Raw genomic sequence first — 20,217 nt, 5'->3', positions numbered from 1 at the left:
AGCAGCTTCCCGTCAAAGGCCGGTTCCTCCCAGTTACGCTGTGGAGACCGGCCTTTGCCGTACCCAGCTGAAGGAGACCAGTCATGGCATCCCGTATCGCGTTTGTCACCGGAGCTTCAACGGGAATCGGTTTCGAAACTGCCGTCGCCCTCAGGTCCGCCGGCTTCACCGTCTACGCAGGGGCACGCCGTGTGGACAAGATGGAGCCGTTGAAGCAGCATGGCATCACGGTGCTGTCCTTGGACGTCACTTCGGAGGAATCAATGGCGTCTGCTGTTGGCCTCGTTGAAGCGGCACATGGGCGAATCGACCTGCTCGTCAACAACGCCGGATACGGCTCCTACGGCTCACTCGAAGAAGTTCCACTGGCTGAGGGCAGGCGCCAGTTCGAGGTCAACGTCATGGGCCTGGCGAGGATGACCCAACTCGTCCTACCCGGGATGCGCCGCTCGCGTTCAGGCAGGATCATCAATGTGGCGTCGATTGGCGGCAAGATCCATGAGCCCTTGGGAGCGTGGTACCACGGCACCAAATTTGCCGTTGAGGGAATGAGTGATTCCCTGCGCCTGGAGCTGGGGCCGCACGGCATCGACGTGGTCATTATTGAACCGTCGGGAACGGACAGTGAATGGGGCACCATCGCGGGCGAGGGCCTGTTGGCTGCCTCCGGCGGAGGGCCCTACAGCGAGCAAGCCCACATAGTGGCTGCCGCACTGGCATCAACATCAGGAACCGGTCATGTGTTGTCGACCCCGGCGCGGGTTGTGGCGAAAACGATAGTACGGGCCGCAACGGCAAAACGCCCCAGGACCCGCTACCCGGTGGGTAGGGGAGCCTGGAGCGTCCTGGCATTGCGAAGGGTTCTTCCGGACCGCGCCTTCGACGCTGTCTTCTGGAATTTTTACAGAAGGCTCGCCGGCTAGATCCGGTATTCGATGTAGTACTCCGCCGGATCCACAGCGGGTTTGGTTTCCGACCGTGCATCGCGGTGTCGCCATGTGGCCGGAATGCCTGTGATGATGGATTCCGCTGGCGCGTCCTTGACCACCACGGCATTGGCGCCGATTGCGCTGCCGGCACCGATGGTGATGGGCCCAAGGACCTTTGCGCCTGCGCCGATGGTCACGCCGTCACCTATGGTGGGGTGCCGCTTGACCTTGGCCAGCGAACGTCCGCCGAGCGTTACTCCGTGATAAATCATCACGTCCTCGCCGATCTCTGCGGTCTCACCGATCACCACCCCCATGCCGTGGTCGATGAAGAATCGGCGACCGATGGTGGCACCGGGATGGATTTCGATTCCGGTAAGGAACCTGGCCAGCTGGGAGATCAGGCGCGCAGGAAAACGGAGCGCCGGATTCTGCCACAGCCGGTGCGTCACACGGTGGGCCCAAATGGCGTGCAGGCCGGAGTATGCGAAAAAGTTCTCAAAAGAGCCTCGAGCCGCCGGGTCGTGGGACCGGGCGGCATCGAGGTCTTCCTTAAGCCTTGCGAAGAAGCTCACAAAGACCTTTCTACAGGAAATGAAGGCGTGCGGGCGAAGTGTTAGCCGCGGATGTCGTCGAACAGCACCGTGGAGATGTAACGCTCTCCAAAGTCACACACGACGGCGACGATCAGCTTGCCGGCATTCTCGGGACGCTTGGCCAGTTCCAGTGCACCCCACACGATGGCGCCGGAGGAAATGCCGCCGAGGATACCTTCGCGAGCGCCGAGTTCACGGGCTACGCGGACCGAGTCCTCCAGAGTCGCGTCCAGGACTTCGTCGTAAACGTTGGTGTCCAGGATTTCCGGAACAAAGTTGGCGCCGATTCCCTGGATCTTGTGCGGACCGGGCGCTCCACCGTTGAGGATCGCCGAGTCCTTGGGCTCGATAGCGACAATCTGCACGCCGGGCTTGCGCTCCTTGAGGACCTGGCCAACACCTGTGATGGTGCCGCCGGTGCCTACGCCAGCAACAAAAATGTCTACTTCGCCATCGGTGTCCTCCCATACTTCCTCGGCGGTCGTGGTGCGGTGGATCGCCGGGTTGGCCTCGTTGGCGAACTGCTGAGCCCAGATGGAGTTCTCCGTGTTGGCGACGATTTCCTGTGCCTTCTCGACGGCGCCACGCATGCCCTCGGAACCGGGCGTCAGGACAATTTCCGCACCGTACGCACGCAGCATGACCCGGCGCTCAGTGGACATGGTCTCAGGCATGGTCAGGATGACCTTGTAACCGCGGGCTGCACCCACCAGAGCCAGTGCGATGCCGGTGTTGCCGGAGGTACCTTCGACGATGGTTCCACCGGGCTTCAGGGCTCCGGACTTCTCGGCGGCATCAATGATGGCCACGCCAATACGGTCCTTGACGCTGTTGGCCGGGTTGTAGAACTCAAGCTTGACTGCAACGGTGGCGTCGAGGCCTTCGGTCAGCCGGTTCAGACGGACCAGCGGGGTGCGGCCGACAAGCTGCGTGACGTCGTCGTAGATCCTTGCCATGAAAATTACGCCTATCTCTGAAGAGGGAATGCTGAGGTCAGCCTAACCAGCAGGATCGAAACCCTGCTAAGCAGTAAGCCACGCAGAGTAATATTTCCGGGCCTTAGCCAATTTCGGGTTAATGATCACCTGGCAGTACCCCTGATACGGGAACTTCGCATAGTAATTCTGGTGGACTTCCTCGGCCTCATGGAACTCGGGAAGGCGGCTGACCTCGGTCACAATCGGATCGGACCATAGGGCCTGGGCGCGCTCGATGGCTTCCTCGAACAGCACCTTCTCTTCCGTCGTTGTGTAGAACATCGAGGACCGGTACTGAGTTCCCACGTCATAGCCCTGACGGTTCAGCGTGGTGGGGTCGTGCAGGGCGAAGAACATGTCCAGGATGACTTCCTCCGGAACCACGGTTTCATCGAATGTCACCGCCACAACTTCTGCATGGCCCGTAGTACCGGAGCACACTTCGTAGTAATCGGGATTGCGGACGTGGCCGCCGGTGTATCCGGATACTACCGAGCTGACGCCGCGGGTCTTCTGGTATACGGCATCAAGGCACCAGAAGCAGCCGCCGCCAAGTACGAAAGTTTTCATGTTCTCTTCAATGGATCGGAGGGCCTGATGATTCCCGCTTCACCTTACGGGAGAATTACGGCACCAGGGAGGTGCTGCCGGTGCGGCAACCGCCCGATCGGGCCCAGTAGGGAAGAATAAGAGCATGGAAGCAGTAAACACCGACATTTCTGATGCGGATTTCGTCGAAGAAGACGAAACAGTTGACGCCAGCGGTGATCCTACGCTCGGTCAGGTGTTGCTGGCTGTCGAGGAACTCTGGCCGGAGTCCCTGGCTGAAGACTGGGACGAGGTGGGCCTTGTTGTCGGCCGACCCAACGCCCCCGTCACCAAGATCCTCTTTGCTGTGGATCCCACGCTGGCCGTGATCGATGAGGCCGTGGAGTGGGGAGCCGAACTGCTCATCACCCACCACCCCCTGCTTCTCAAAGGGGTGAACTCTGTGGCAGCCACGTCCGCAAAGGGCCTCGCTGTCCACCGGTTGATAGAGGCCGGTACGGGCCTTTTGACCGTGCACACCAATGGTGATTCAGCAGTGGGCGGGGTTTCCGATGTCCTGGCCGACGCTTTCGGATTGGAGAACGTCACTCCGCTGACTGCTGCAAGCAACGGCCTTCCGGAGGAGGGCATCGGCAGGGTGGGTGACCTCCCCGAACTTGAGACGCTCGGTGATTTCGCAGCGCGCGTCTTTGAGATGCTGCCCGCTGTAGCCGGGGGAGTCCGGGTGGCTGGCGATAAAGACGGCCTGGTCCGGCGTGTCGCAGTTTGCGGTGGAGCCGGGGACAGCCTGTTCGACGCCGTTCGGGCCAGCCATGCGGATGTGTACGTCACGGCAGACATGCGTCATCACCCGGCCTCGGAGGCGCGCGAAGGTGCCACTAACGGCCGCCCCTACCTGATCGATGTTTCGCACTTTGCCAGTGAATGGCTGTGGCTGCCTGCAGCCGCCGAAGCGCTGGGTAACGTGCTCGCAGACCAGGGCTACGACGTCGAGATCCGCGTCAGCGGCACCAACAGCGACCCATGGGACTTCATACTCACTCCCGGCGGGGACTAGAGTCTAGAAAGATACGGGCAGCCCTGACAGATAGTGGCGGTCCGGCCGGACCTGATCCCCAGGACCGGTGGCGATTAGCGGAGGTAAGCGTGGCGAAAGCAGCACCGGCAGAACAATTGAAATTGCTTGAACTGCAGGGGCTCGATGCCAAGCTCAGGTCGCTTGCCGGCCGACGGAAGGTTCTGGAAACAGATCCACGCATCACGGACCTCACGGATGCGTTGAACGTGGCCAACGGCGAACTTGGCGCTGCCAAGGTTGCCGTCCACGACGCCGAGGCCGAACTTCGCCGTGCGGAAGCCGACGTTGAGCAGGTAGCCACCCGCATTCAACGCGACGAGACCCGGCTCAACAGCGGCACCGGCCTGTCCAAGGACCTGGTGGCGCTGCAGAGCGACATTGCCTCACTCAATAAGCGCCGTTCGGACCTTGAAGACGTGGAGCTCGAAATCCTGGAGCGCCTGGATACGTTGCGGGAGCGTCAGGCTGCCCAGCAGGCGATCGTGGACGACATCCAGGGCTCGTTCGGGAGCATCCGAGCTGAGCTGGACGAGGCTATTGCAGAGATTGCCGCTGAAGAAACTGTGGTCCGCGGGCAACGCGCCGCCTTCGCGGAATCCCTGGACGCGGGAGTGCTTGCCATCTACGAGAAGACCATTACCAAGCGGGGAGTCGGTGCAGCCCGGCTGTTCCACGGTAAGTCCGAAGGCTCCGGCATGATGCTCAGCCCCGGCGACCTTGCCGAAGTCAAAGCAGCCGCAGAGGACGACATTGTTTTTTGCCCGGACTCAGGTGTCATCCTGGTCCGTTCGGCGGAGTGGAACTGACGCAGCCCAACCTCAGCTGTGCAGGAGCAGTCAGTTGGACAGGATGATGTTGAGCGCGTGCGGCTTTCGGGCCGTTCCCTCAACAAGTTCTGTTCTCCAGATTTCGCGCGCGGCCTTCAGGAGCTGATCCGGGGTTGCCGGCGCCTTGCCACGCCGGGTCAGCAAGTGTCGCGCCAGTTCCCCTCGGGTGTGTTTGGCGAAGTGGCTGACAACCGTGCGCTTGCCGTTCGCCTCGTTGAAGACGTTGACATTGACTGTCTGCGTCGCCGGGGGAGCCCAGGCCGCGGCGTAGGTGCTGGAGCGGCAATCGACCAGGAGCTCACCTTCAGCACGTGAGGCGAGGGCGGCGTTAAGCTGCGGCTTCCAGTAGGAGGCGAGGCGTCCGACGTCGGGCAGTGCAGTTCCCATGGACAACCGGTAGGCGGGCACATGGTCGCCAAAGCCGATGGCGCCCCACAGTGCGGAAACCACCAGGATGGATTCGTTCGCCTTCCGGCGCTGCGTCGGGGTCATGGTGTTGTAGCCAAGGGCGTCATACAGAACCCCTGAATAGACCTGATGCGCGGGAGCGGCCGGTTCGGCATGCAGCCGCGTATTACGTTCGACGTCGTCCCGCAGCGAGGCGCCGACCCCCAACAGCGCAAGTGCATCCTCGTGCGCGCTCACCGTGCCCAACGCTTCTAGTACTTTTGCCCGGTGCGGGTTCAGCTCAGGGAAGCTGAGCGATTCCCAGTTGATGGAGGGGCCGTTGGCAGCGGGGGTCTTGCCTTCGGAAGGCGGCAGCAGAATCAGCACCCGTCGATATTACCGGGGTCTTTGGGTGGTCCCAACGCCGGTAGACTGGACGGCGGATGGGTCGACCAGGCGGTCGCGCGTCACGAAAGTGGCTCGAGGAACGTCCGGGCTCCGTAGAGCAGGGTGGTGGGTAACGCCCACTCGGGGTAACCCGCAGGCCAGTGCCACAGAGAAGAGACCGCCTGCGCGTCGTGATGTTTGCATCGCAGCGCAGCAGGTAAGGGTGAAACGGTGGTGTAAGAGACCACCAGCTCCCTGGGTGACCGGGGAGGCTAGGTAAACCCCACCCGGAGCAAGGCCAGACAGGACACGCTTGAGGGCTGCTCGCCCGAGTGTCCGGGTAGGCTGCTGGAGGGCGTCGGCAACGGCGTTCGTAGATGGATGGCCGCCACTCCCTTTCCGGTAACGGCAGGGGATGACAGAACCCGGCGTATCGGTCGACCCATCCATTTATTACTCCCGGATTTCCGCCGTGTGAGTGATTTCACGCCGCGGGGCGGCCTTCACCCCTTCCTTCCGCCTTAGAATGGTTACTGAACGTAGATGTTCTGCCGCCGGGACTGCGTTCGCAGCCGGCGGATTTTCTTTGCTCTCGTTCAAGGCGCTGTGGGTGGACCGAAGCCCGCCGGCGCATGAGCCGCAGGACTACTCCGGGCGGCCGCTGCCATCTACATACGAGGACGTATGTGGTTGACCCAAGGAAGGTAGTTCTGTGAGCCAGACGTCAGATTCTTGTCTTGATAAGTGGATGGGCCGGGAGGCTCTCGCCGAGGCCATGATTCCGGTGATCGGCCGGTTGTACCGGGAAAACAACGTGGTCACGAGCATCCACGGCCGGAGCCTGATCAACAAGTCCACCATGAACATCCTGAAGGCCCACCGCTTTGCGCGCCGGATGAGCAACCACGAGCTGCTGCTCGAAGAGACCGCACCGCTGCTGAACGCCCTGTCCGAGCTGGAACTCGGCGCAGCCGCCATTGATATCGCACGTTTGACAGAGAAGTTCCGGGCCGAAGGCAACGGCGCCTCGCTGGATGAGTACCTCCGTGCCGAGCTCGCCGAAATCGTGGGAAAGCGTGGCGCAGACGACCGCACCAGCACCGACGTCGTTCTTTACGGCTTTGGCCGCATTGGCCGCCTCCTGGCCCGCATCCTCATTGAGAAGGCCGGTGGCGGGCACGGCCTGCGACTCCGCGCGATCGTAGTGCGCAAGGGTGCCGAGAACGATCTTGTGAAGCGCGCCAGCCTGCTGCGTCGTGACTCGGTGCACGGTTCCTTCGAAGGCACCATCCGCGTGGACGAGGAAGCCAACACCATCACCGCCAACGGCGTGCAAATCCAAGTCATCTACTCGGACAACCCGGCCACTGTGGACTACACGGCCTTCGGTATCAAGGACGCCCTGGTGGTGGACAACACGGGCCGCTGGCGCGACGCCGAGGGTCTCTCCCAGCACCTGCAGAGCAAGGGTGCTTCCCGTGTGCTGCTGACTGCACCGGGCAAGGGTGAGCTGAAGAACATCGTCCACGGCATCAACCACCGGGACATCTCCGATGATGACAAGATCGTCACCGCGGCATCCTGCACCACCAACGCCATTACGCCGGTGCTGAAAGCCATCAACGACAAGTTCGGGATCATCCACGGCCACGTTGAGACCGTGCACTCCTTCACCAATGACCAAAACCTGATCGACAACTTCCACAAGGGCGATCGTCGCGGCCGTTCCGCGGCCCTGAACATGGTCATCACGGAGACTGGTGCCGCCAAGGCCGTAGCCAAGGCACTTCCGGAACTGCAGGGCAAGCTCACGGGCAATGCCATCCGCGTTCCTACTCCGGATGTTTCCATGGCCATCCTGAACCTCAACCTTGAAAAGGGAACCACCCGCGACGAAGTCAACGACTTCCTCCGTGAGATGTCCCTGCACTCCGATCTTCGCAAGCAGATCGACTACATCGACTCTCCCGATGTTGTCTCCACTGACTTCGTTGGCTCACGCCGCGCGGGCATTGTTGATGGCCTCGCAACGATTTCCAACGACAAGAACCTCGTTCTGTACGTCTGGTACGACAACGAGTTCGGCTACTCCTGCCAGGTTGTCCGTGTCATGGAAGAAATGGCCGGCGTAAACCCGCCGTCGTTCCCGGCACGCGACGTGGTTGCTCCCATCGCAGTGCTTGAAGGCGCTGGAGCCTAAGCACGCCGAAGTATTCACGGGTTTCCCGGCTGAGTCACTGGTATCAGCCGGGAAACCTGACCAAAATGGGTTCATGGAAAACGAATCAACGTTGGAACATGAGACCACCTTGGAGCACGCCCTGGACGTCGCAAAGGCCAACCACAAACAGGCCCAAAAACTTCTGGATCAAGCTATCGCAGCCAACGCTTCCGGCGACGTCCCGGATCAGCGCGTGGAACAACTGCGAGGCCTCCTCGCGCTGGCAACAGAGGACCTGCAGCGCGTAATGCGTGAGCAATAACCCACTGAAGCATCCCATCTCCACAGTGTGACTTCTCCTGCACACTGTGGATATCGACTCTGACTGTCGGGGCCATGTCCTACGCTCGTAGGACATTGCTGTTTCCCCATTGGATGGAGTCCCTTGAGTATCACTTGGTCTGCCTACAAACGCGCGCGGCGGCGGTCACGTCAGGCGTGGGCCATTCTGGGACTGGCCGCCGCAACCGTGGTGGCAGGGCTTTCCTGGTATTTCACCACAGGACAATTCACGGCCGCTGAACCATGGGCCGCCGGCCCTAGTGAAGCGCCCGTCTACAATCCCGGCTGGATGAAACCCCTTCGCGGTGGGGTGCCCGTTGCCCCGGAAAAGGCGAGCGACGCCTTGGAGCGACTCCCGGTCAAAGGGCGCGCGGCCAAATCGGACTACGATAGGGCCGCATTCGGGCAAGCCTGGTCGGACGCTGACCGGAATGGGTGCGACACCAGAAACGACATTCTCCGGCGGGACCTCTCGGCGGTCGAATTCACGGAAGGTTCATCGTGCAAGGTTGCCGGTGGCAGCTTTCACGAACCATACACGGGGGCGCAGGTGACTTTCCGGAGAGGCCAGGACACCAGCGCTGCAGTTCAAATTGATCACGTGGTGGCCCTCGCCGACGCCTGGCAAAAGGGCGCCCAGCAGCTCACTGTGCAGCAGCGGCAAATATTCGCGAACGATCCGCTGAACCTGATCGCCGCCGACGGTCCCGCCAATGTTAAGAAGGGCGCAGGTGACGCGGCCACGTGGCTGCCGGCTAACAAGAATTTTCGCTGCCACTACGTGGCCCGGCAGGTCTCCGTGAAAGCGGCCTATAAGCTCTGGATTACGCAGGCCGAAAAGGACGCCATGAAGCGGGTTTTGTCCTCGTGCCCGGAACAGCAAACCATCTACAATGCCAGGTGACCGTGCCCCAGTTGCCAGATGCCGCCGTCGTCGATCCGCTCCAGGACCACGCGCTGGAGTGAGGTTTCCCGCGGGAGCTTATCCAAGTCATGGAGTCCCCGCTGCCTGAAAGTGAAGTAGATGGCATCCGTAGGTGCATCAGTGCAGCGGTCGAGCGTGAAACGTCCGGCAAACGACGCGATGTTGCTGTCCGGTAGGCGCTCGACGAGATACGGGTCCAACATCCATGAATCACACGTGGCTTTGCGCGCAGGCTTGTCAGGAAAATACCGGGGGAAGAAGGATCCCGCCTCCGCAAAACTGGCATCCACCAGCGCAGGGGAGAGGCCTCCATCTTCGGGTATATGGACGCCAAGAACCCAGCCTGAGCCCCGACCATCGGCCGGAACCAAATGAAACTGCAGTCGGCCAAGCCGGAACAAATTGCCGGCCATGTGCAACGTCAGCCAACTCCAGGTATCCAGGCCAAAACGGCCATGGACCCGCCTGTTGATACGAAGCTGCAAGCCCATGTCTGCCAAGGATGCGGCCGAGACAGCGGGACTGATTCCCAGCTCCAGATGGTAGGCGTGAACTGAGGGCGCGAAGCGGAGGAGTGCTTCGATCCACACCGTCTCCACAGCGCCGCCGGCCCGAATGCTGTCTACTGGAAAGGTCCCAAGCCTTTCCTGCATCGTCTGCATCGCCTGCAGAACAGGCTCGTCCGGGGGCGTCCCCAGAAGGTGCGCACATTCAGTGGCGTCTTCGCCGGTGATGTCCAAGAGCTCAAAAAGCTCTGCGTGAGGGCTGGCGGCCATGGCTTAGTGCCCGAACGGATCTGGGTCGACGCCAGGCATCCAGGTCAGGCCCGGCACACCCCAGCCGTTTTTCTTTGCTTGCTTGAGGGCCTTCTTTGAGTACCGGTCCACGAGACGATTGACGTAAAGTTTGCCGTCCAAATGGTCGAACTCGTGCTGTAGGATTCTGGCGAACCAGCCTGTCGCTTCGAAATCCAGGGGTTTGCCGTCACCGTCAAAGCCCTGAACCCGTGTCCATTCAGCGCGCTGCAGCGGGTAGTACTCGCCGGGGAAGGACAAACAGCCCTCAACGTGTTCATCGGGATCCGGGAGTGCGCCGGAGACCTTGGACAGTGTCAGCACGGGGTTGACTACAACACCCTGTTCGGGGACGTCGTCATCGTTGGCGTACTTGTAGACAAAAAGGCGTTTGCCCACGCCGATCTGGGGCGCGGCGAGCCCTACGCCGTTGGCAGCGTCATTAGTCTCGAACATGTCCGCGATCAAGGCGCGGAGTTCGTCGTCGAAAACCTCGACTTCACTTGCCCGGCGGTGCAATACAGGTTCGCCCCAAATGGTGACTGGCAGGACGGTCATCTCAGTTTTTCCTTCGTCTAGCGCTGCGGTCCGGAAGCGGCCTTGGTCCGCTTTTGGGTTAAAAGCAAAGGCCGCACCGGATAACCGGTGCGGCCTTTGTGGAAACCGGCTCTGGAGCCAATCTCGGTGGGGTGAGCTACGGGGGTTGAACCCGCGACCTCCTGGACCACAACCAGGCGCTCTGCCAACTGAGCTAAGCCCACCATGTGCCTTTTTGGGCTGAACCGTTTGACCGGCTTTCCTTCAAGGCAACGACAAATAGCTTACCTGCTGTTTTGGGGTGCAAAGTCCACTTTTGCCGGTTTTGGCAAAAAAACCTCAAAAAATGGTGCAGATCACACTTTTTCGCTGGACCCCAGGGTCTCTGCGGTAGCCATGATGTCCTTGGAAATGCGCTGTGCCGTTGCCGTGTCCGGTCCCGGCGCCGGCACGAAGACAGCCTGGCGGTAGTAGCGGAGCTCGTCAATGGAGTCCTTGATGTCGCCCAGGGCGCGGTGACCGCCATGCTTGGCCGGGGACTGGAAGTACGCGCGCGGGAACCAACGGCGTGAGAGCTCTTTGATGGTGCTGACATCGATCACGCGGTAATGGAGGTGCTCTACGATGTTGGGCATGTCCCTGGCAAGGAACATGCGGTCTGTTCCCACAGAGTTTCCACCCAGGGGAGCTTTACGGGGATCCGGGACCCACTTCTCAATGTATTCAAGGACCTGTGCTTCTGCCTCTGCCATGGTCTTCCCCTGGGGGAGCTCGTCCAGGAGCTTGGAGCGGGTGTGCATGTCCCGCACGAAGTCATTCATTTGTTCCAGCGCTGCGTCATCCGGCTTGATGACGACGTCAACGCCGTCGCCCAGAATGTTGAGCTCGGAATCCGTCACCAACGCTGCAACCTCGATCAAGGCGTCGTTCGTGAGGTCCAGGCCGGTCATTTCGCAGTCGATCCAGACGATGCGTTCATTAGTAATAGGCACGCGCCAAGCCTATCCCTCAGTGGCTTACAAGTGCTCCGATGGTACGATTTTTGAGCGCGGCAGTGTCGTTTCTTCCTGTTGCCGAAAGCCCCCATGACGCAGAATTTTGACCCGAACACAGCGGGTGAACGATTGGATGACGACTACATGACGGTGCCAGTACCCGCCGCCCAGTTGGCAGGGACAGCGACGCCGTCGGCTGACGCCGTTGCCGGCGAGGTAGATAACGCACGTTCGCCGCTGATCGCCGGCTTCGTTGGTTCCATGTTCATGGTGTTTGGCTCACTGGGGGTTGGCTGGCTTGCTCCGGTCTCGGAACTTCGCCGACTCCCGCTTTTCATCTGGATGCGCACCGAAGGTGTGGGCGTCGGACTTTCCATTGTTTTACTGGCCATCGGCGGTATGCTGCTCGTCCGCGCCTGGCTTCGTCTGGGCCAGCGGGTCCGGGTCTGGGGAATGGAAGCCCGAAAAGCCACGCTGCAGGCGGTGGTGGCCTGGGGTCTGCCCATGATGTTCACTGTTCCCCTCTTCAGCAGGGACGTTTACGCGTATATCGGCCAGGGCCGGTTGATGGTGGAGGGCATCAATCCTTATGAGAACGGCATATCGGCGCTGCCCAACTACTTCCAGTTGGGAGCTGACAAGCAATGGACAGAGGCGCCGGTACCGTACGGACAGCTGTTTCTTTGGATTGAACAGTTTGTGGTGTGGGTGACCAACGTCCAACCGGAAGCAAGCATCATGCTCTTCCGCCTCGTCGCTGCAGTGGGTGTGGTTCTCTGCATCATCTACGTGCCGAAGCTGGCCGAACTCCACGGTGTAAATCCCCACAGGGCACTATGGCTGACAGCTGCCAATCCGCTCTTTCTCACTAACTTCATTGCCAGCGTCCATAACGACGCCTTGATGATCGGGCTGGCACTGGCAGGCCTGTACTACTGCGCAACCCACCGCGTCATTCGCGGACTGGTGCTGGTAACGCTCTCCATCTCAGTCAAACCGATCACGGTGGTATTCCTTCCCTTCATTGGGCTTCTGTGGGCCGGCAAGCATGCCTCATGGCCGCGCAGATTTCTCTACTGGTTCCTGACAGCGGCTCTGAGCTTCGGGCTCCTCTATGCACTCAGCCTGGTCAACGGCTTCGGGTTCGGATGGATCAACGGCTTGTCGGCGCCCGGGAGCGTAGCAATCTGGTATGCGCCCGTTGGTCTTATCGGGTTGGCTGTCGGATCGATTTCCAGCGTTTTGGGTTTGGACGGCCAGGTCATGGCCAAGGTGGTTTATGACGCCGGCAAGGTCCTCATGGTTGCTGCTGTTGCCTGGATGATCTTCCGGGGAGACTACGACCGGCTCATGCGGCGGCTTACGTTGGCATTTGCTGCCATTGTCCTGCTGGCACCAATGATCCAATCCTGGTACGTGGTGTGGTTGATCCCCCTGTTTGCCGTGACCGGCATCCGCAACGACTGGCAGGTCAAGGCACTGTACTTCGTTGTGTCGTTCTTCATGGTCTACGCCATCTCCGACCAGTTGGACGTCTTCCCGTACCTTCAGAGTGAAGACCTGGGCTTGGCACTGTTGCTGGCCCGGATCGGGGCGGCCGTTATTGCGTTGTTCTTCGCCATTTACCTGATTTTCATGGATCCGAAGACCAAGAGCTTGTTCCGGGTGCGGGACGAATCCGGACTGCGTCCGATTATCTGAAGACCCGGCCCTGTCCGGCCTGCTAAGTTCCGCGTCAGTCGGACGGCAACAGCCGCAATGCCTCGCGGGTGGACAGCGGACTCAACGCCGCTGAGTTGTTGGCAGCGAACGCCTTGACCCATGCGGGATCTGTTTTGCTGTACTCACGGAGCGCCCACCCGATGGCCTTGCGGATGAAGAATTCATTGTCGGCGAGGTTCGCGGAGATGACTGCTGACAGGAGGCCGGTATCAGTCTCTGACTTGGCCCCTAGCTGTGCAGTGATCGCCGCCCGGCGAATCCACATGTCGTGGTCAGTGGACCACTGCAGCAGTACCGGCGTCATCGTGGGCCGGTGCGCAAGAAGAAGCGCGCAGATCCGATGTGAGACCCCATCGACGAGGTCCCACCATGCACCAGTCCGGATAATTTCCTCATATAGGGGGAGCATTTGCAGGTCTTCTTTGACCATTCGCAGGCCTGTCAGGTCGATGGCTGCGTATCGCTCTTCGCGGGCCTCCGCGTTGCGCCACAGCTCAAGAACGGCTTTTTGCAGCTCAGCTGGCGAGGTCACCGGGAACTGCTTTACTGCAACCTTCACTATCCTGCGAACCTCGGGAACCCGGACACCCCAAGAAGGCATGTCGGACTTCAAGTAAGCCTGGGCTCCGGCGCCGCGTTCGGCATCAGCGGCTGATCGGAGCGTTGATCGGATCGACTCCACGAGGACATTGGGGCTCATGCCATAACTCTAGGTCGGTGACGGACGACGGGGTGTGAGCCGCTGCGCGAGAACTGTGGTCCCCGCTGTTCGGCCACCGTAGAGTGGGCATATCCGGCCCGCTGTTCCTTTTCGCGGCCATCGGCTCCCGAACTCATATCGGCAACAACGAACTCCCGCCGGCAACAACCAACTACACATCGGCCACAACGAAGGAACCTTGATGTCAATGCTGAAATCACCGGACCAAATCGCGATGATGCGCGAGGCCGGTCGCGTAGTGGCCAATGCACTGTCCGCAGTCCGGGAGCAAGCTGCAGTGGGTGTTTCGCTTAAGGAACTCGACGACGTCGCTGCCGCCGTAATCTCCGATGCCGGGGCAAAGCCTGCCTTCCTGGATTACCACCCACGCTGGGCGGCTGTGCCGTTCCCCGGCGTCATTTGTACCAGTGTCAACGACGCCGTTGTGCACGGGATCCCCAATGGATACGTACTGGAGGACGGCGATCTGCTCAGCGTCGATTGTGGTGCCTTCGTGGAAGGCTGGTGCGGTGATGCCGCCGTCAGCTTCGTCGTAGGGGACGGAGACCCGGCGGATCACGAATTGGTGAAAGCAACGGAAGCCGCACTTGTCCGCGGTATCGACGCTGCCCGCATAGGAAACAAGATGGGTGACCTTGCCTATGCGATTGGTGGCGAGGCGAAACGTGCCGGATATGGGCTGTTGGCTGATCATGGAGGGCATGGCATAGGACGGACAATGCACGCCGAACCTCCTGTCCCTAACCTGGGACGACCTGGCCGGGGCATGAAGCTCGAAGAAGGCCTGGTCATTGCCATTGAGCCCATGTTGATCCTGGGCGGCAAGGACGACTACTACCACGACGAGGACGAATGGACTCTTCGTTCGGCAAACGGGCGACGCGCCGCCCACAGCGAACACACTGTGGCCGTCACGGCTGACGGGCCGATGATCCTCACTTTGCCGTAGTTTGCCGACCCTCCTTATCGAGCCGCACCACGCTTTTTGAGGCGTACCACCGGCCGGCCGGGAACTGATTCGGACACGGAACTGAAGCCGGCAGCCTTGAAAAGAGAAAGCGTGCCGTGGAACAGGTCCGAGGCCGTCGCTTTGGTCCTATGATCCGTATCCACCGGATAGGCCTCGATGACGTTCGCACCGTTGTTGAAAGCGTGATCCATCGCGGCAGCAAGCAGAGCGGACGACACTCCGGTGCGCCTGTGGTTCGGTGCTACAACAAAGCAACTGACGGCCCAAAGATCGAGGCCGTCCTCCGACCGGAGACCTGCCTCTCTGAGGACCTGGGATCGTTTCAGGCGCGGATACTTGGCTCGTGGTTCCACTGCGCACCAGCCGACCGGACGACCATCCCGGAACGCCAGTACGCCGGGCGCAGGACCTGTTTGGAACGATGACTTCAACAATTCCCTGCGGTCACCGGGCGATGTTCCGGCCCAATCATTGCCGGTAAGGGCGAACCACCGGCACCAGCACCGGGAGGGTTCGCCCTTGGTTCCGAACAATTCCTCAACAGCCGCCCAGGTGGCAGGAGCTGTCTCGATCTTCGAAGCAGGATGGCCGTGTTCCATGGACCCACAATAGGCCGGGCCCGCGTTGCTGGTCCCGTGGACGCCGGAATCGTGGTGCAACGATCACACGCCGGCACCCACCAGTTCGCCTGTTGTGGTGTTGACCAGTAGGGGACCGGTGCCATCAGGACCGTCAACGTCCCTCACGATGGACTCGTCTTCCGGTGGAACTTGTTCGTGGTCGTCCGAGTCCCAGTCATTGCTGCGGTCAGGGGTGCCGGGTGCCTCAACAGCAGGTGCTGCATCGGCAGGGGCTGAGGCGCCGGTCATTCGGGTGAAGTTGGCAGAGCCCCACATTAGGTCATGTCCCACTGATTCGGCGTCGATTTCGGCTACGTGGTAGACACGGCCCTCATGTTCCCATTGCCGCAACCGGAGCTTCCCAACGACGAGGACGCGCTGTCCCTTTTTCACGCTGCATCCAACGTGTCCGGCGAGGTAGCGGAATGACTGAACCGTGTACCAATTGGTGTTCCCGTCCACCCAGGTGTTGGTGGCGCGGTCGTAGCGGCGTTCCGTGGTGCCCAGGCGGAACGATGCCGTGGACGTGCCCCGTGTTGTGGTGGAACTCTTGACCTCCGAGGCCACGAAGCCCCGAACGGTGATCATGTCATTCATGGTGGTCCTTCTCGGTTTGGTGAAGTGCCTGTCCGGCTCCTTCAGCTTCATCCAGGGAAGTCAGTGAGGGCAGGGCCTCATGCGCCTATGTGGATAACGGCGGCTGTGGAGGAGTAGAGGCACCTTGCATGGGATGGCAAGCAGTTGGCTGATCGCACTGTAAACTCTTTGTGGCGCCAGCGGCCCATGTGGTCTTGGCGCGAGTGCGCCCCAGTAGCTCAGGGGATAGAGCAGCGGCCTTCTAATCCGCCGGTCGGGGGTTCGATTCCCTCCTGGGGCACCGAAACATCCCCCTTGGAACAGCGTCCAAGGGGGATGTCCGCGTTAGAAGGCACTCACTCGTTAGCGCCCTTACTCGAGAAATTCCTTGAGGTTTCGGAGCACCAACTCCCAGGTCGCGGTGGACTGCTCCACTTCCTCCACACTCGAATTGTTGCCCTGAATGATGGTCACTCTTGTTTCGTCAGATTCGTCAGTCACGTTGTATTCCACAGTGTGGTGGTTCTCGGGAACGTCAGGGAGCCCCGAGGATGGACTGTAATGAGTGGTCTTCAGCAACTTCGGGGGATCGAAAGACATTGGTTCCCAGGAAATACTGCCGAATGAGGGCCGGATCAGTCAGGGCTTCCCATACCTTTTCAGGAGGGGCAGCAATGGTGGTCGATGCGACCGCATCAGGTATTGGCCCGCTTCTTGGTCCACGCATTATGCAACTCCACCTATCGTTCTGCCCTGAAACGTCACTTGGAAGCGCTAAACCCTAACTGGGAAAACGCTACGCCCGTCAGCACGCCCTGTGAATGGCGCTCGCAGGTGAATGGCGCACTCGTTTGTGGATGGCAGAATGGCTAGGTGATCAGCAGGCGAACCGCACAGGCATATGGCAGGGCAGCAGACGCATCGAAAGTCCGCGTAGCCGGGTTGTCGCTGATGATCGCGGCGGCATTGACGATCACCGCTTGCACGGCAACGCCCACGTCATCCACCGTTCAGCCTGCGGTTACTGCCTCACCGTCCGCGAGTCCGGTGGCCACGGCCACCATTGATCCGGCTGTTGCAGCAACCACCTCTGCCGTGGAGTCAACGCTGAAAACCTTAGTAGCCAGCAACCCCAAGCCCGACCGCGAAACCCTGCGTGCGGCCCTGGTTGCTGCAGGCATCCCCAACGCCAACGTGGAGGTGTCCGTGAGCCGTACGCCCACGGGCCTTGATGTGGATGCAATGGAAGCCGCAGCGCTGACGGGGGAGAGCTGCATCATGGGGCAGATCCGCGACGGCGGGGTAGTGGTCACGGTGCTGCCGGTGCTGGCCACCGGAAAATGCTTCGTGGGAGACGCCCGCTAGCTCCACCGCAGGGCTCGAATGTGAGTTATGTACGCCTACCCATTAGATTTAAGGGCATGGCGGAATTCATTTACACGATGACCAAGGCTCGCAAGGCCGTTGGCGACAAACTTATTCTGGACGACGTCAGCATGTCGTTCTTCCCTGGCGCGAAGATCGGCGTCGTGGGTCCGAACGGTGCTGGTAAGTCCACCATCCTGAAGATCATGGCCGGACTGGACACCCCGTCAAACGGCGAGGCCCGCCTGAGCCCCGGCTACACCGTGGGCATCCTCCTGCAGGAACCGCCGCTGAACGAGGAAAAGACCGTCCTGGGCAATGTCCAGGAGGGTGTTGGCGAGATCTACGGCAAGATCCAGCGCTTCAATGAGATCTCCGAAGAAATGGCCAACCCGGATGCGGACTACGAGACGCTCCTGGACGAGATGGGCAAGCTTCAGGAAGCCATTGATGCTGCTGATGCCTGGGACATCGATTCCCAGCTCGAGCAGGCCATGGACGCACTGCGCTGCCCGCCGGCTGATTCCGATGTCACAGTCCTCTCCGGTGGTGAGCGCCGCCGCGTAGCACTGTGCAAGCTTCTCCTGCAGAAGCCCGACCTCCTGCTCCTTGATGAGCCCACCAACCACTTGGACGCCGAGAGCGTACTTTGGCTTGAGCAGCACCTGGCTCAGTACCCCGGCGCTGTCCTTGCCGTGACCCACGACCGTTACTTCCTTGACCACGTGGCTGAATGGATCGCAGAAGTCGACCGCGGCCACCTCTATCCGTATGAGGGCAACTACTCCACCTACCTGGAGAAGAAGAAAGCCCGCCTCGAGGTCCAGGGCAAGAAAGACGCGAAGCTTTCCAAGCGCCTTACCGAGGAACTTGAGTGGGTGCGCTCCAACGCCAAGGGCCGCCAGACCAAGTCCAAGGCCCGTCTGGCCCGCTACGAGGAAATGGCTGCCGAGGCCGAGCGCACCCGCAAGCTGGACTTCGAAGAGATCCAGATTCCGCCTGGACCGCGCCTGGGTTCTTTGGTCATCGAGGCCAAGAACCTGAAGAAGGGCTTCGACGATCGAGTGTTGATCGAAGACCTTTCCTTCTCGCTGCCCCGCAACGGCATCGTCGGCGTCATTGGACCCAACGGTGTGGGTAAGTCCACGCTGTTCAAGACGATCGTCGGTATGGAGCCTTTGGACGATGGTGAGCTCAAAATCGGCGAGTCCGTGAAGATCTCCTACGTGGACCAGTCCCGTGGCGGCATCGATCCCAACAAGTCCCTGTGGGAAGTTGTCTCCGAAGGCCATGACTTCATCCAGGTCGGCCAGGTTGAAATGCCTTCGCGTGCCTACGTTTCGGCGTTTGGTTTCAAGGGACCGGACCAGCAGAAGAAGGCGGGTGTCCTCTCCGGTGGTGAGCGCAACCGCCTGAATCTGGCTCTGACGCTCAAGCAGGGTGGCAACCTCCTGCTCCTTGACGAACCTACTAACGACCTCGACGTCGAAACCCTGAGCAGCCTTGAGAACGCCCTTCTCGAGTTCCCGGGCTGCGCCGTAGTGGTATCGCACGACCGTTGGTTCCTGGACCGGGTTGCGACCCACATCCTCGCCTACGAAGGTGACGACGAGAACCCCTCCAAGTGGTACTGGTTCGAGGGCAACTTCGACTCCTACGAGGAGAACAAGGTGGAGCGCCTCGGCCCCGATGCCGCAAAGCCGCACCGGGTGACCCACCGCCGCCTGACCCGCGACTAGTAGTAAGCCGCAAACACAAGAGGCCGGTCCCAGCAGGGATCGGCCTCTTGGCTTTAAGGCAAGGCTACGGAATCCGGACCATGCCTTCTTGGGCCACCGTGGCAACGTGCTGCCCGTCCCGGTTGAAGATGCGTCCCGTGGCGAGTCCCCTGGCACCTTGGGCACTGGGGGATTCCTGCACATACAGCATCCACTCGTCCACCCGCACGGGACGGTGCCACCACATGGCGTGATCGAGGCTGGCAACGCTCATGCCCGGCGTCATCCAGGCCAGGCCGTGCTTACGGAGGATGGGTTCCAGCAGCGTGTAGTCGCTGGCGTACGCCAAGGCGGCCCGGTGAAGGTTGGGGTCATCGGGAAGGGGGCCCATGGTCTTCATCCAGACAGCATTGGTAGCTACATGATCGGTGGGTGGGGACACGTAGAGCGCGGGGTCGATGTGGCGGACGTCGAAGGGCCGCTCTGAAGACATGTGCCGTGCCATGGGGTGATCGTAGTGGGACAACAGCTCGGCGGTGCTAGGCAGGGTTTCCGGATCAGGGATGCCCTCGGGCATCTGTGCCTGGTGGTCCAGGCCGCTGTCTTCCACCTGGAAGGAAGCGATCATTGAGAGAATCGGTACGCCGTCCTGGTAGGCATGTACGCGGCGGGCCGAGAAGGACCGGCCATCCCGCAGCCTCTCCACACCGAAGGTGATGGGTTTGTTGGCATCACCCGGACGGAGAAAGTATCCGTGCATGGAGTGCGCCACCCTGTCCGGCTCAACGGTCCTCATGCCGGCCATCATGGACTGCGCCAGCACCTGGCCACCAAAAACGCGGTGCCTGGGTTGCTTTTGGGACGGCCCCAGGAAAATGTCCTCGTTGGTGCGGGCTCCGTCAAAGTCACCAAGATCCAGCAGGCCAATCAGCACTTCCATGGGGTCTTCTACGGGTGCCTCCACCTCGAGGCCAGCGTTCGTGTCAGTCATGGTTCGACTTTAGACGGCACCCCAACCCCTCTCAACCGGGGACATGCCGG

23 protein-coding genes, 2 tRNA genes and 1 other RNA gene are annotated in these 20,217 nt (G+C 60.9%); 12 read left to right on the top strand and 14 right to left on the bottom strand.

Annotation, left to right across the window (positions count from 1 at the left end; genetic code table 11):
- The first annotated feature begins 83 nt into the window (after positions 1-83).
- Positions 84-923, top strand: a complete 840-nt coding sequence (locus KCX59_RS13195) for an oxidoreductase (RefSeq protein WP_179017832.1) — start codon at positions 84-86, stop codon at positions 921-923.
- Here the strand turns inward: KCX59_RS13195 and epsC are convergent.
- The 3 genes from epsC to msrA form a co-directional block, all read right to left on the bottom strand.
- On the bottom strand, positions 920-1,504 hold the full coding sequence (epsC, locus tag KCX59_RS13190) for a serine O-acetyltransferase EpsC (RefSeq protein WP_091468037.1): 585 nt from the start codon (positions 1,502-1,504) through the stop codon (positions 920-922). The two genes, KCX59_RS13195 and epsC, sit on opposite strands and share 4 nt — an antisense overlap.
- A gap of 41 nt (positions 1,505-1,545) precedes the next feature.
- Complete coding sequence (cysK, locus tag KCX59_RS13185) at positions 1,546-2,481, bottom strand: cysteine synthase A (RefSeq protein WP_017200618.1); 936 nt, start codon at positions 2,479-2,481, stop codon at positions 1,546-1,548.
- 66 nt (positions 2,482-2,547) lie between these two features.
- Positions 2,548-3,072, bottom strand: coding sequence for a peptide-methionine (S)-S-oxide reductase MsrA (msrA, locus tag KCX59_RS13180; protein ID WP_011775087.1), 525 nt, complete (start codon positions 3,070-3,072; stop codon positions 2,548-2,550).
- A gap of 124 nt (positions 3,073-3,196) precedes the next feature.
- Between msrA and KCX59_RS13175 the strand changes: the two genes are divergently transcribed.
- Together KCX59_RS13175 and KCX59_RS13170 are read left to right on the top strand one after the other, a co-directional pair.
- Positions 3,197-4,108: a Nif3-like dinuclear metal center hexameric protein gene (locus KCX59_RS13175; RefSeq protein ID WP_179017833.1), complete on the top strand. Its 912-nt coding sequence runs from the start codon at positions 3,197-3,199 to the stop codon at positions 4,106-4,108.
- Between the two features lie 89 nt (positions 4,109-4,197).
- Positions 4,198-4,935: a zinc ribbon domain-containing protein gene (locus tag KCX59_RS13170; RefSeq protein ID WP_178994862.1), complete on the top strand. Its 738-nt coding sequence runs from the start codon at positions 4,198-4,200 to the stop codon at positions 4,933-4,935.
- 30 nt (positions 4,936-4,965) lie between these two features.
- On the opposite strand, the gene KCX59_RS13165 is transcribed toward KCX59_RS13170, so the two are convergent.
- A complete protein-coding gene (locus tag KCX59_RS13165; RefSeq protein WP_091468031.1) occupies positions 4,966-5,730 on the bottom strand; it encodes a YaaA family protein in 765 nt (254 codons plus the stop codon).
- A 57-nt stretch (positions 5,731-5,787) separates the two neighbouring features.
- On the opposite strand from KCX59_RS13165, the gene rnpB reads away from it, so the two are divergent.
- The 4 genes from rnpB to KCX59_RS13145 all read left to right on the top strand — a co-directional run bounded on the left by rnpB (position 5,788) and on the right by KCX59_RS13145 (position 9,137).
- Positions 5,788-6,179, top strand: an RNA gene (rnpB, locus tag KCX59_RS13160) — RNase P RNA component class A.
- A gap of 299 nt (positions 6,180-6,478) precedes the next feature.
- The gene (locus KCX59_RS13155; RefSeq protein ID WP_218649360.1) at positions 6,479-7,930 is read left to right on the top strand and encodes a glyceraldehyde-3-phosphate dehydrogenase; all 1,452 of its coding nucleotides are present in this window, start codon (positions 6,479-6,481) and stop codon (positions 7,928-7,930) included.
- Between the two features lie 73 nt (positions 7,931-8,003).
- On the top strand, positions 8,004-8,213 hold the full coding sequence (locus tag KCX59_RS13150; RefSeq protein WP_091469568.1) for a hypothetical protein: 210 nt from the start codon (positions 8,004-8,006) through the stop codon (positions 8,211-8,213).
- Positions 8,214-8,336: 123 nt separating this feature from the next.
- A complete protein-coding gene (locus KCX59_RS13145; protein WP_179017834.1) occupies positions 8,337-9,137 on the top strand; it encodes an HNH endonuclease family protein in 801 nt (266 codons plus the stop codon).
- Here KCX59_RS13145 and KCX59_RS13140 read toward each other — a convergent pair.
- The 4 genes from KCX59_RS13140 to orn form a co-directional block, all read right to left on the bottom strand.
- The gene (locus tag KCX59_RS13140) at positions 9,122-9,934 is read right to left on the bottom strand and encodes an acyltransferase domain-containing protein (protein ID WP_179017835.1); all 813 of its coding nucleotides are present in this window, start codon (positions 9,932-9,934) and stop codon (positions 9,122-9,124) included. The two genes, KCX59_RS13145 and KCX59_RS13140, sit on opposite strands and share 16 nt — an antisense overlap.
- A gap of 3 nt (positions 9,935-9,937) precedes the next feature.
- On the bottom strand, positions 9,938-10,510 hold the full coding sequence (def, locus tag KCX59_RS13135) for a peptide deformylase (RefSeq protein WP_178994857.1): 573 nt from the start codon (positions 10,508-10,510) through the stop codon (positions 9,938-9,940).
- A gap of 127 nt (positions 10,511-10,637) precedes the next feature.
- A tRNA-His gene (locus tag KCX59_RS13130) sits at positions 10,638-10,713 on the bottom strand.
- Between the two features lie 132 nt (positions 10,714-10,845).
- Positions 10,846-11,439: an oligoribonuclease gene (gene orn / locus KCX59_RS13125; RefSeq protein WP_218649362.1), complete on the bottom strand. Its 594-nt coding sequence runs from the start codon at positions 11,437-11,439 to the stop codon at positions 10,846-10,848.
- A gap of 189 nt (positions 11,440-11,628) precedes the next feature.
- Between orn and mptB the strand changes: the two genes are divergently transcribed.
- The gene (mptB, locus tag KCX59_RS13120; RefSeq protein ID WP_091469565.1) at positions 11,629-13,185 is read left to right on the top strand and encodes a polyprenol phosphomannose-dependent alpha 1,6 mannosyltransferase MptB; all 1,557 of its coding nucleotides are present in this window, start codon (positions 11,629-11,631) and stop codon (positions 13,183-13,185) included.
- Between the two features lie 34 nt (positions 13,186-13,219).
- Here the strand turns inward: mptB and KCX59_RS13115 are convergent, their stop codons facing one another.
- Positions 13,220-13,906 carry a DNA alkylation repair protein gene (locus KCX59_RS13115; protein WP_179017837.1) on the bottom strand — a complete coding sequence of 229 codons (687 nt, stop codon included), beginning with the start codon at positions 13,904-13,906 and terminating at the stop codon, positions 13,220-13,222.
- Positions 13,907-14,108: 202 nt separating this feature from the next.
- Here KCX59_RS13115 and map point away from each other — a divergent pair, with 202 nt between their 5' ends.
- Positions 14,109-14,876 (top strand): type I methionyl aminopeptidase, encoded by a 768-nt coding sequence (map, locus tag KCX59_RS13110; RefSeq protein ID WP_091469563.1) that lies wholly within the window; start codon positions 14,109-14,111, stop codon positions 14,874-14,876.
- Between the two features lie 14 nt (positions 14,877-14,890).
- Here map and KCX59_RS13105 read toward each other — a convergent pair whose 3' ends face one another.
- Positions 14,891-15,496, bottom strand: a complete 606-nt coding sequence (locus KCX59_RS13105) for a GNAT family N-acetyltransferase (RefSeq protein ID WP_178994853.1) — start codon at positions 15,494-15,496, stop codon at positions 14,891-14,893.
- A gap of 63 nt (positions 15,497-15,559) precedes the next feature.
- Positions 15,560-16,114 carry a single-stranded DNA-binding protein gene (locus tag KCX59_RS13100; RefSeq protein WP_178994851.1) on the bottom strand — a complete coding sequence of 185 codons (555 nt, stop codon included), beginning with the start codon at positions 16,112-16,114 and terminating at the stop codon, positions 15,560-15,562.
- Between the two features lie 207 nt (positions 16,115-16,321).
- Between KCX59_RS13100 and KCX59_RS13095 the strand changes: the two genes are divergently transcribed.
- A tRNA-Arg gene (locus tag KCX59_RS13095) sits at positions 16,322-16,394 on the top strand.
- A 71-nt stretch (positions 16,395-16,465) separates the two neighbouring features.
- On the opposite strand, the gene KCX59_RS13090 is transcribed toward KCX59_RS13095, so the two are convergent.
- Together KCX59_RS13090 and KCX59_RS13085 are read right to left on the bottom strand one after the other, a co-directional pair.
- Entirely contained in the window at positions 16,466-16,693 is a 228-nt protein-coding gene (locus KCX59_RS13090) for an SRPBCC domain-containing protein (RefSeq protein WP_256871473.1), read from the bottom strand.
- Complete coding sequence (locus KCX59_RS13085; protein ID WP_256871474.1) at positions 16,629-16,820, bottom strand: SRPBCC domain-containing protein; 192 nt, start codon at positions 16,818-16,820, stop codon at positions 16,629-16,631. The genes KCX59_RS13090 and KCX59_RS13085 overlap by 65 nt, the downstream gene beginning before the upstream one ends.
- A gap of 146 nt (positions 16,821-16,966) precedes the next feature.
- Here KCX59_RS13085 and KCX59_RS13080 point away from each other — a divergent pair, with 146 nt between their 5' ends.
- Both KCX59_RS13080 and ettA read left to right on the top strand, forming a co-directional pair.
- Positions 16,967-17,458 carry a DUF6993 domain-containing protein gene (locus KCX59_RS13080; RefSeq protein WP_370629196.1) on the top strand — a complete coding sequence of 164 codons (492 nt, stop codon included), beginning with the start codon at positions 16,967-16,969 and terminating at the stop codon, positions 17,456-17,458.
- A 56-nt stretch (positions 17,459-17,514) separates the two neighbouring features.
- Entirely contained in the window at positions 17,515-19,197 is a 1,683-nt protein-coding gene (gene ettA / locus KCX59_RS13075) for an energy-dependent translational throttle protein EttA (RefSeq protein WP_011775070.1), read from the top strand.
- Positions 19,198-19,261: 64 nt separating this feature from the next.
- Here ettA and KCX59_RS13070 read toward each other — a convergent pair whose 3' ends face one another.
- Positions 19,262-20,167, bottom strand: coding sequence for an acyl-CoA thioesterase (locus KCX59_RS13070; protein WP_091468004.1), 906 nt, complete (start codon positions 20,165-20,167; stop codon positions 19,262-19,264).
- Positions 20,168-20,217 lie beyond the last annotated feature (50 nt).

This window comes from Paenarthrobacter nitroguajacolicus (genome assembly GCF_051027655.1).
GTDB lineage: Bacteria > Actinomycetota > Actinomycetes > Actinomycetales > Micrococcaceae > Arthrobacter > Arthrobacter nitroguajacolicus.
The sequence above is the reverse complement of the archived record's forward strand: the minus strand, read 5'-3'. Positions and strand labels throughout refer to the sequence as shown.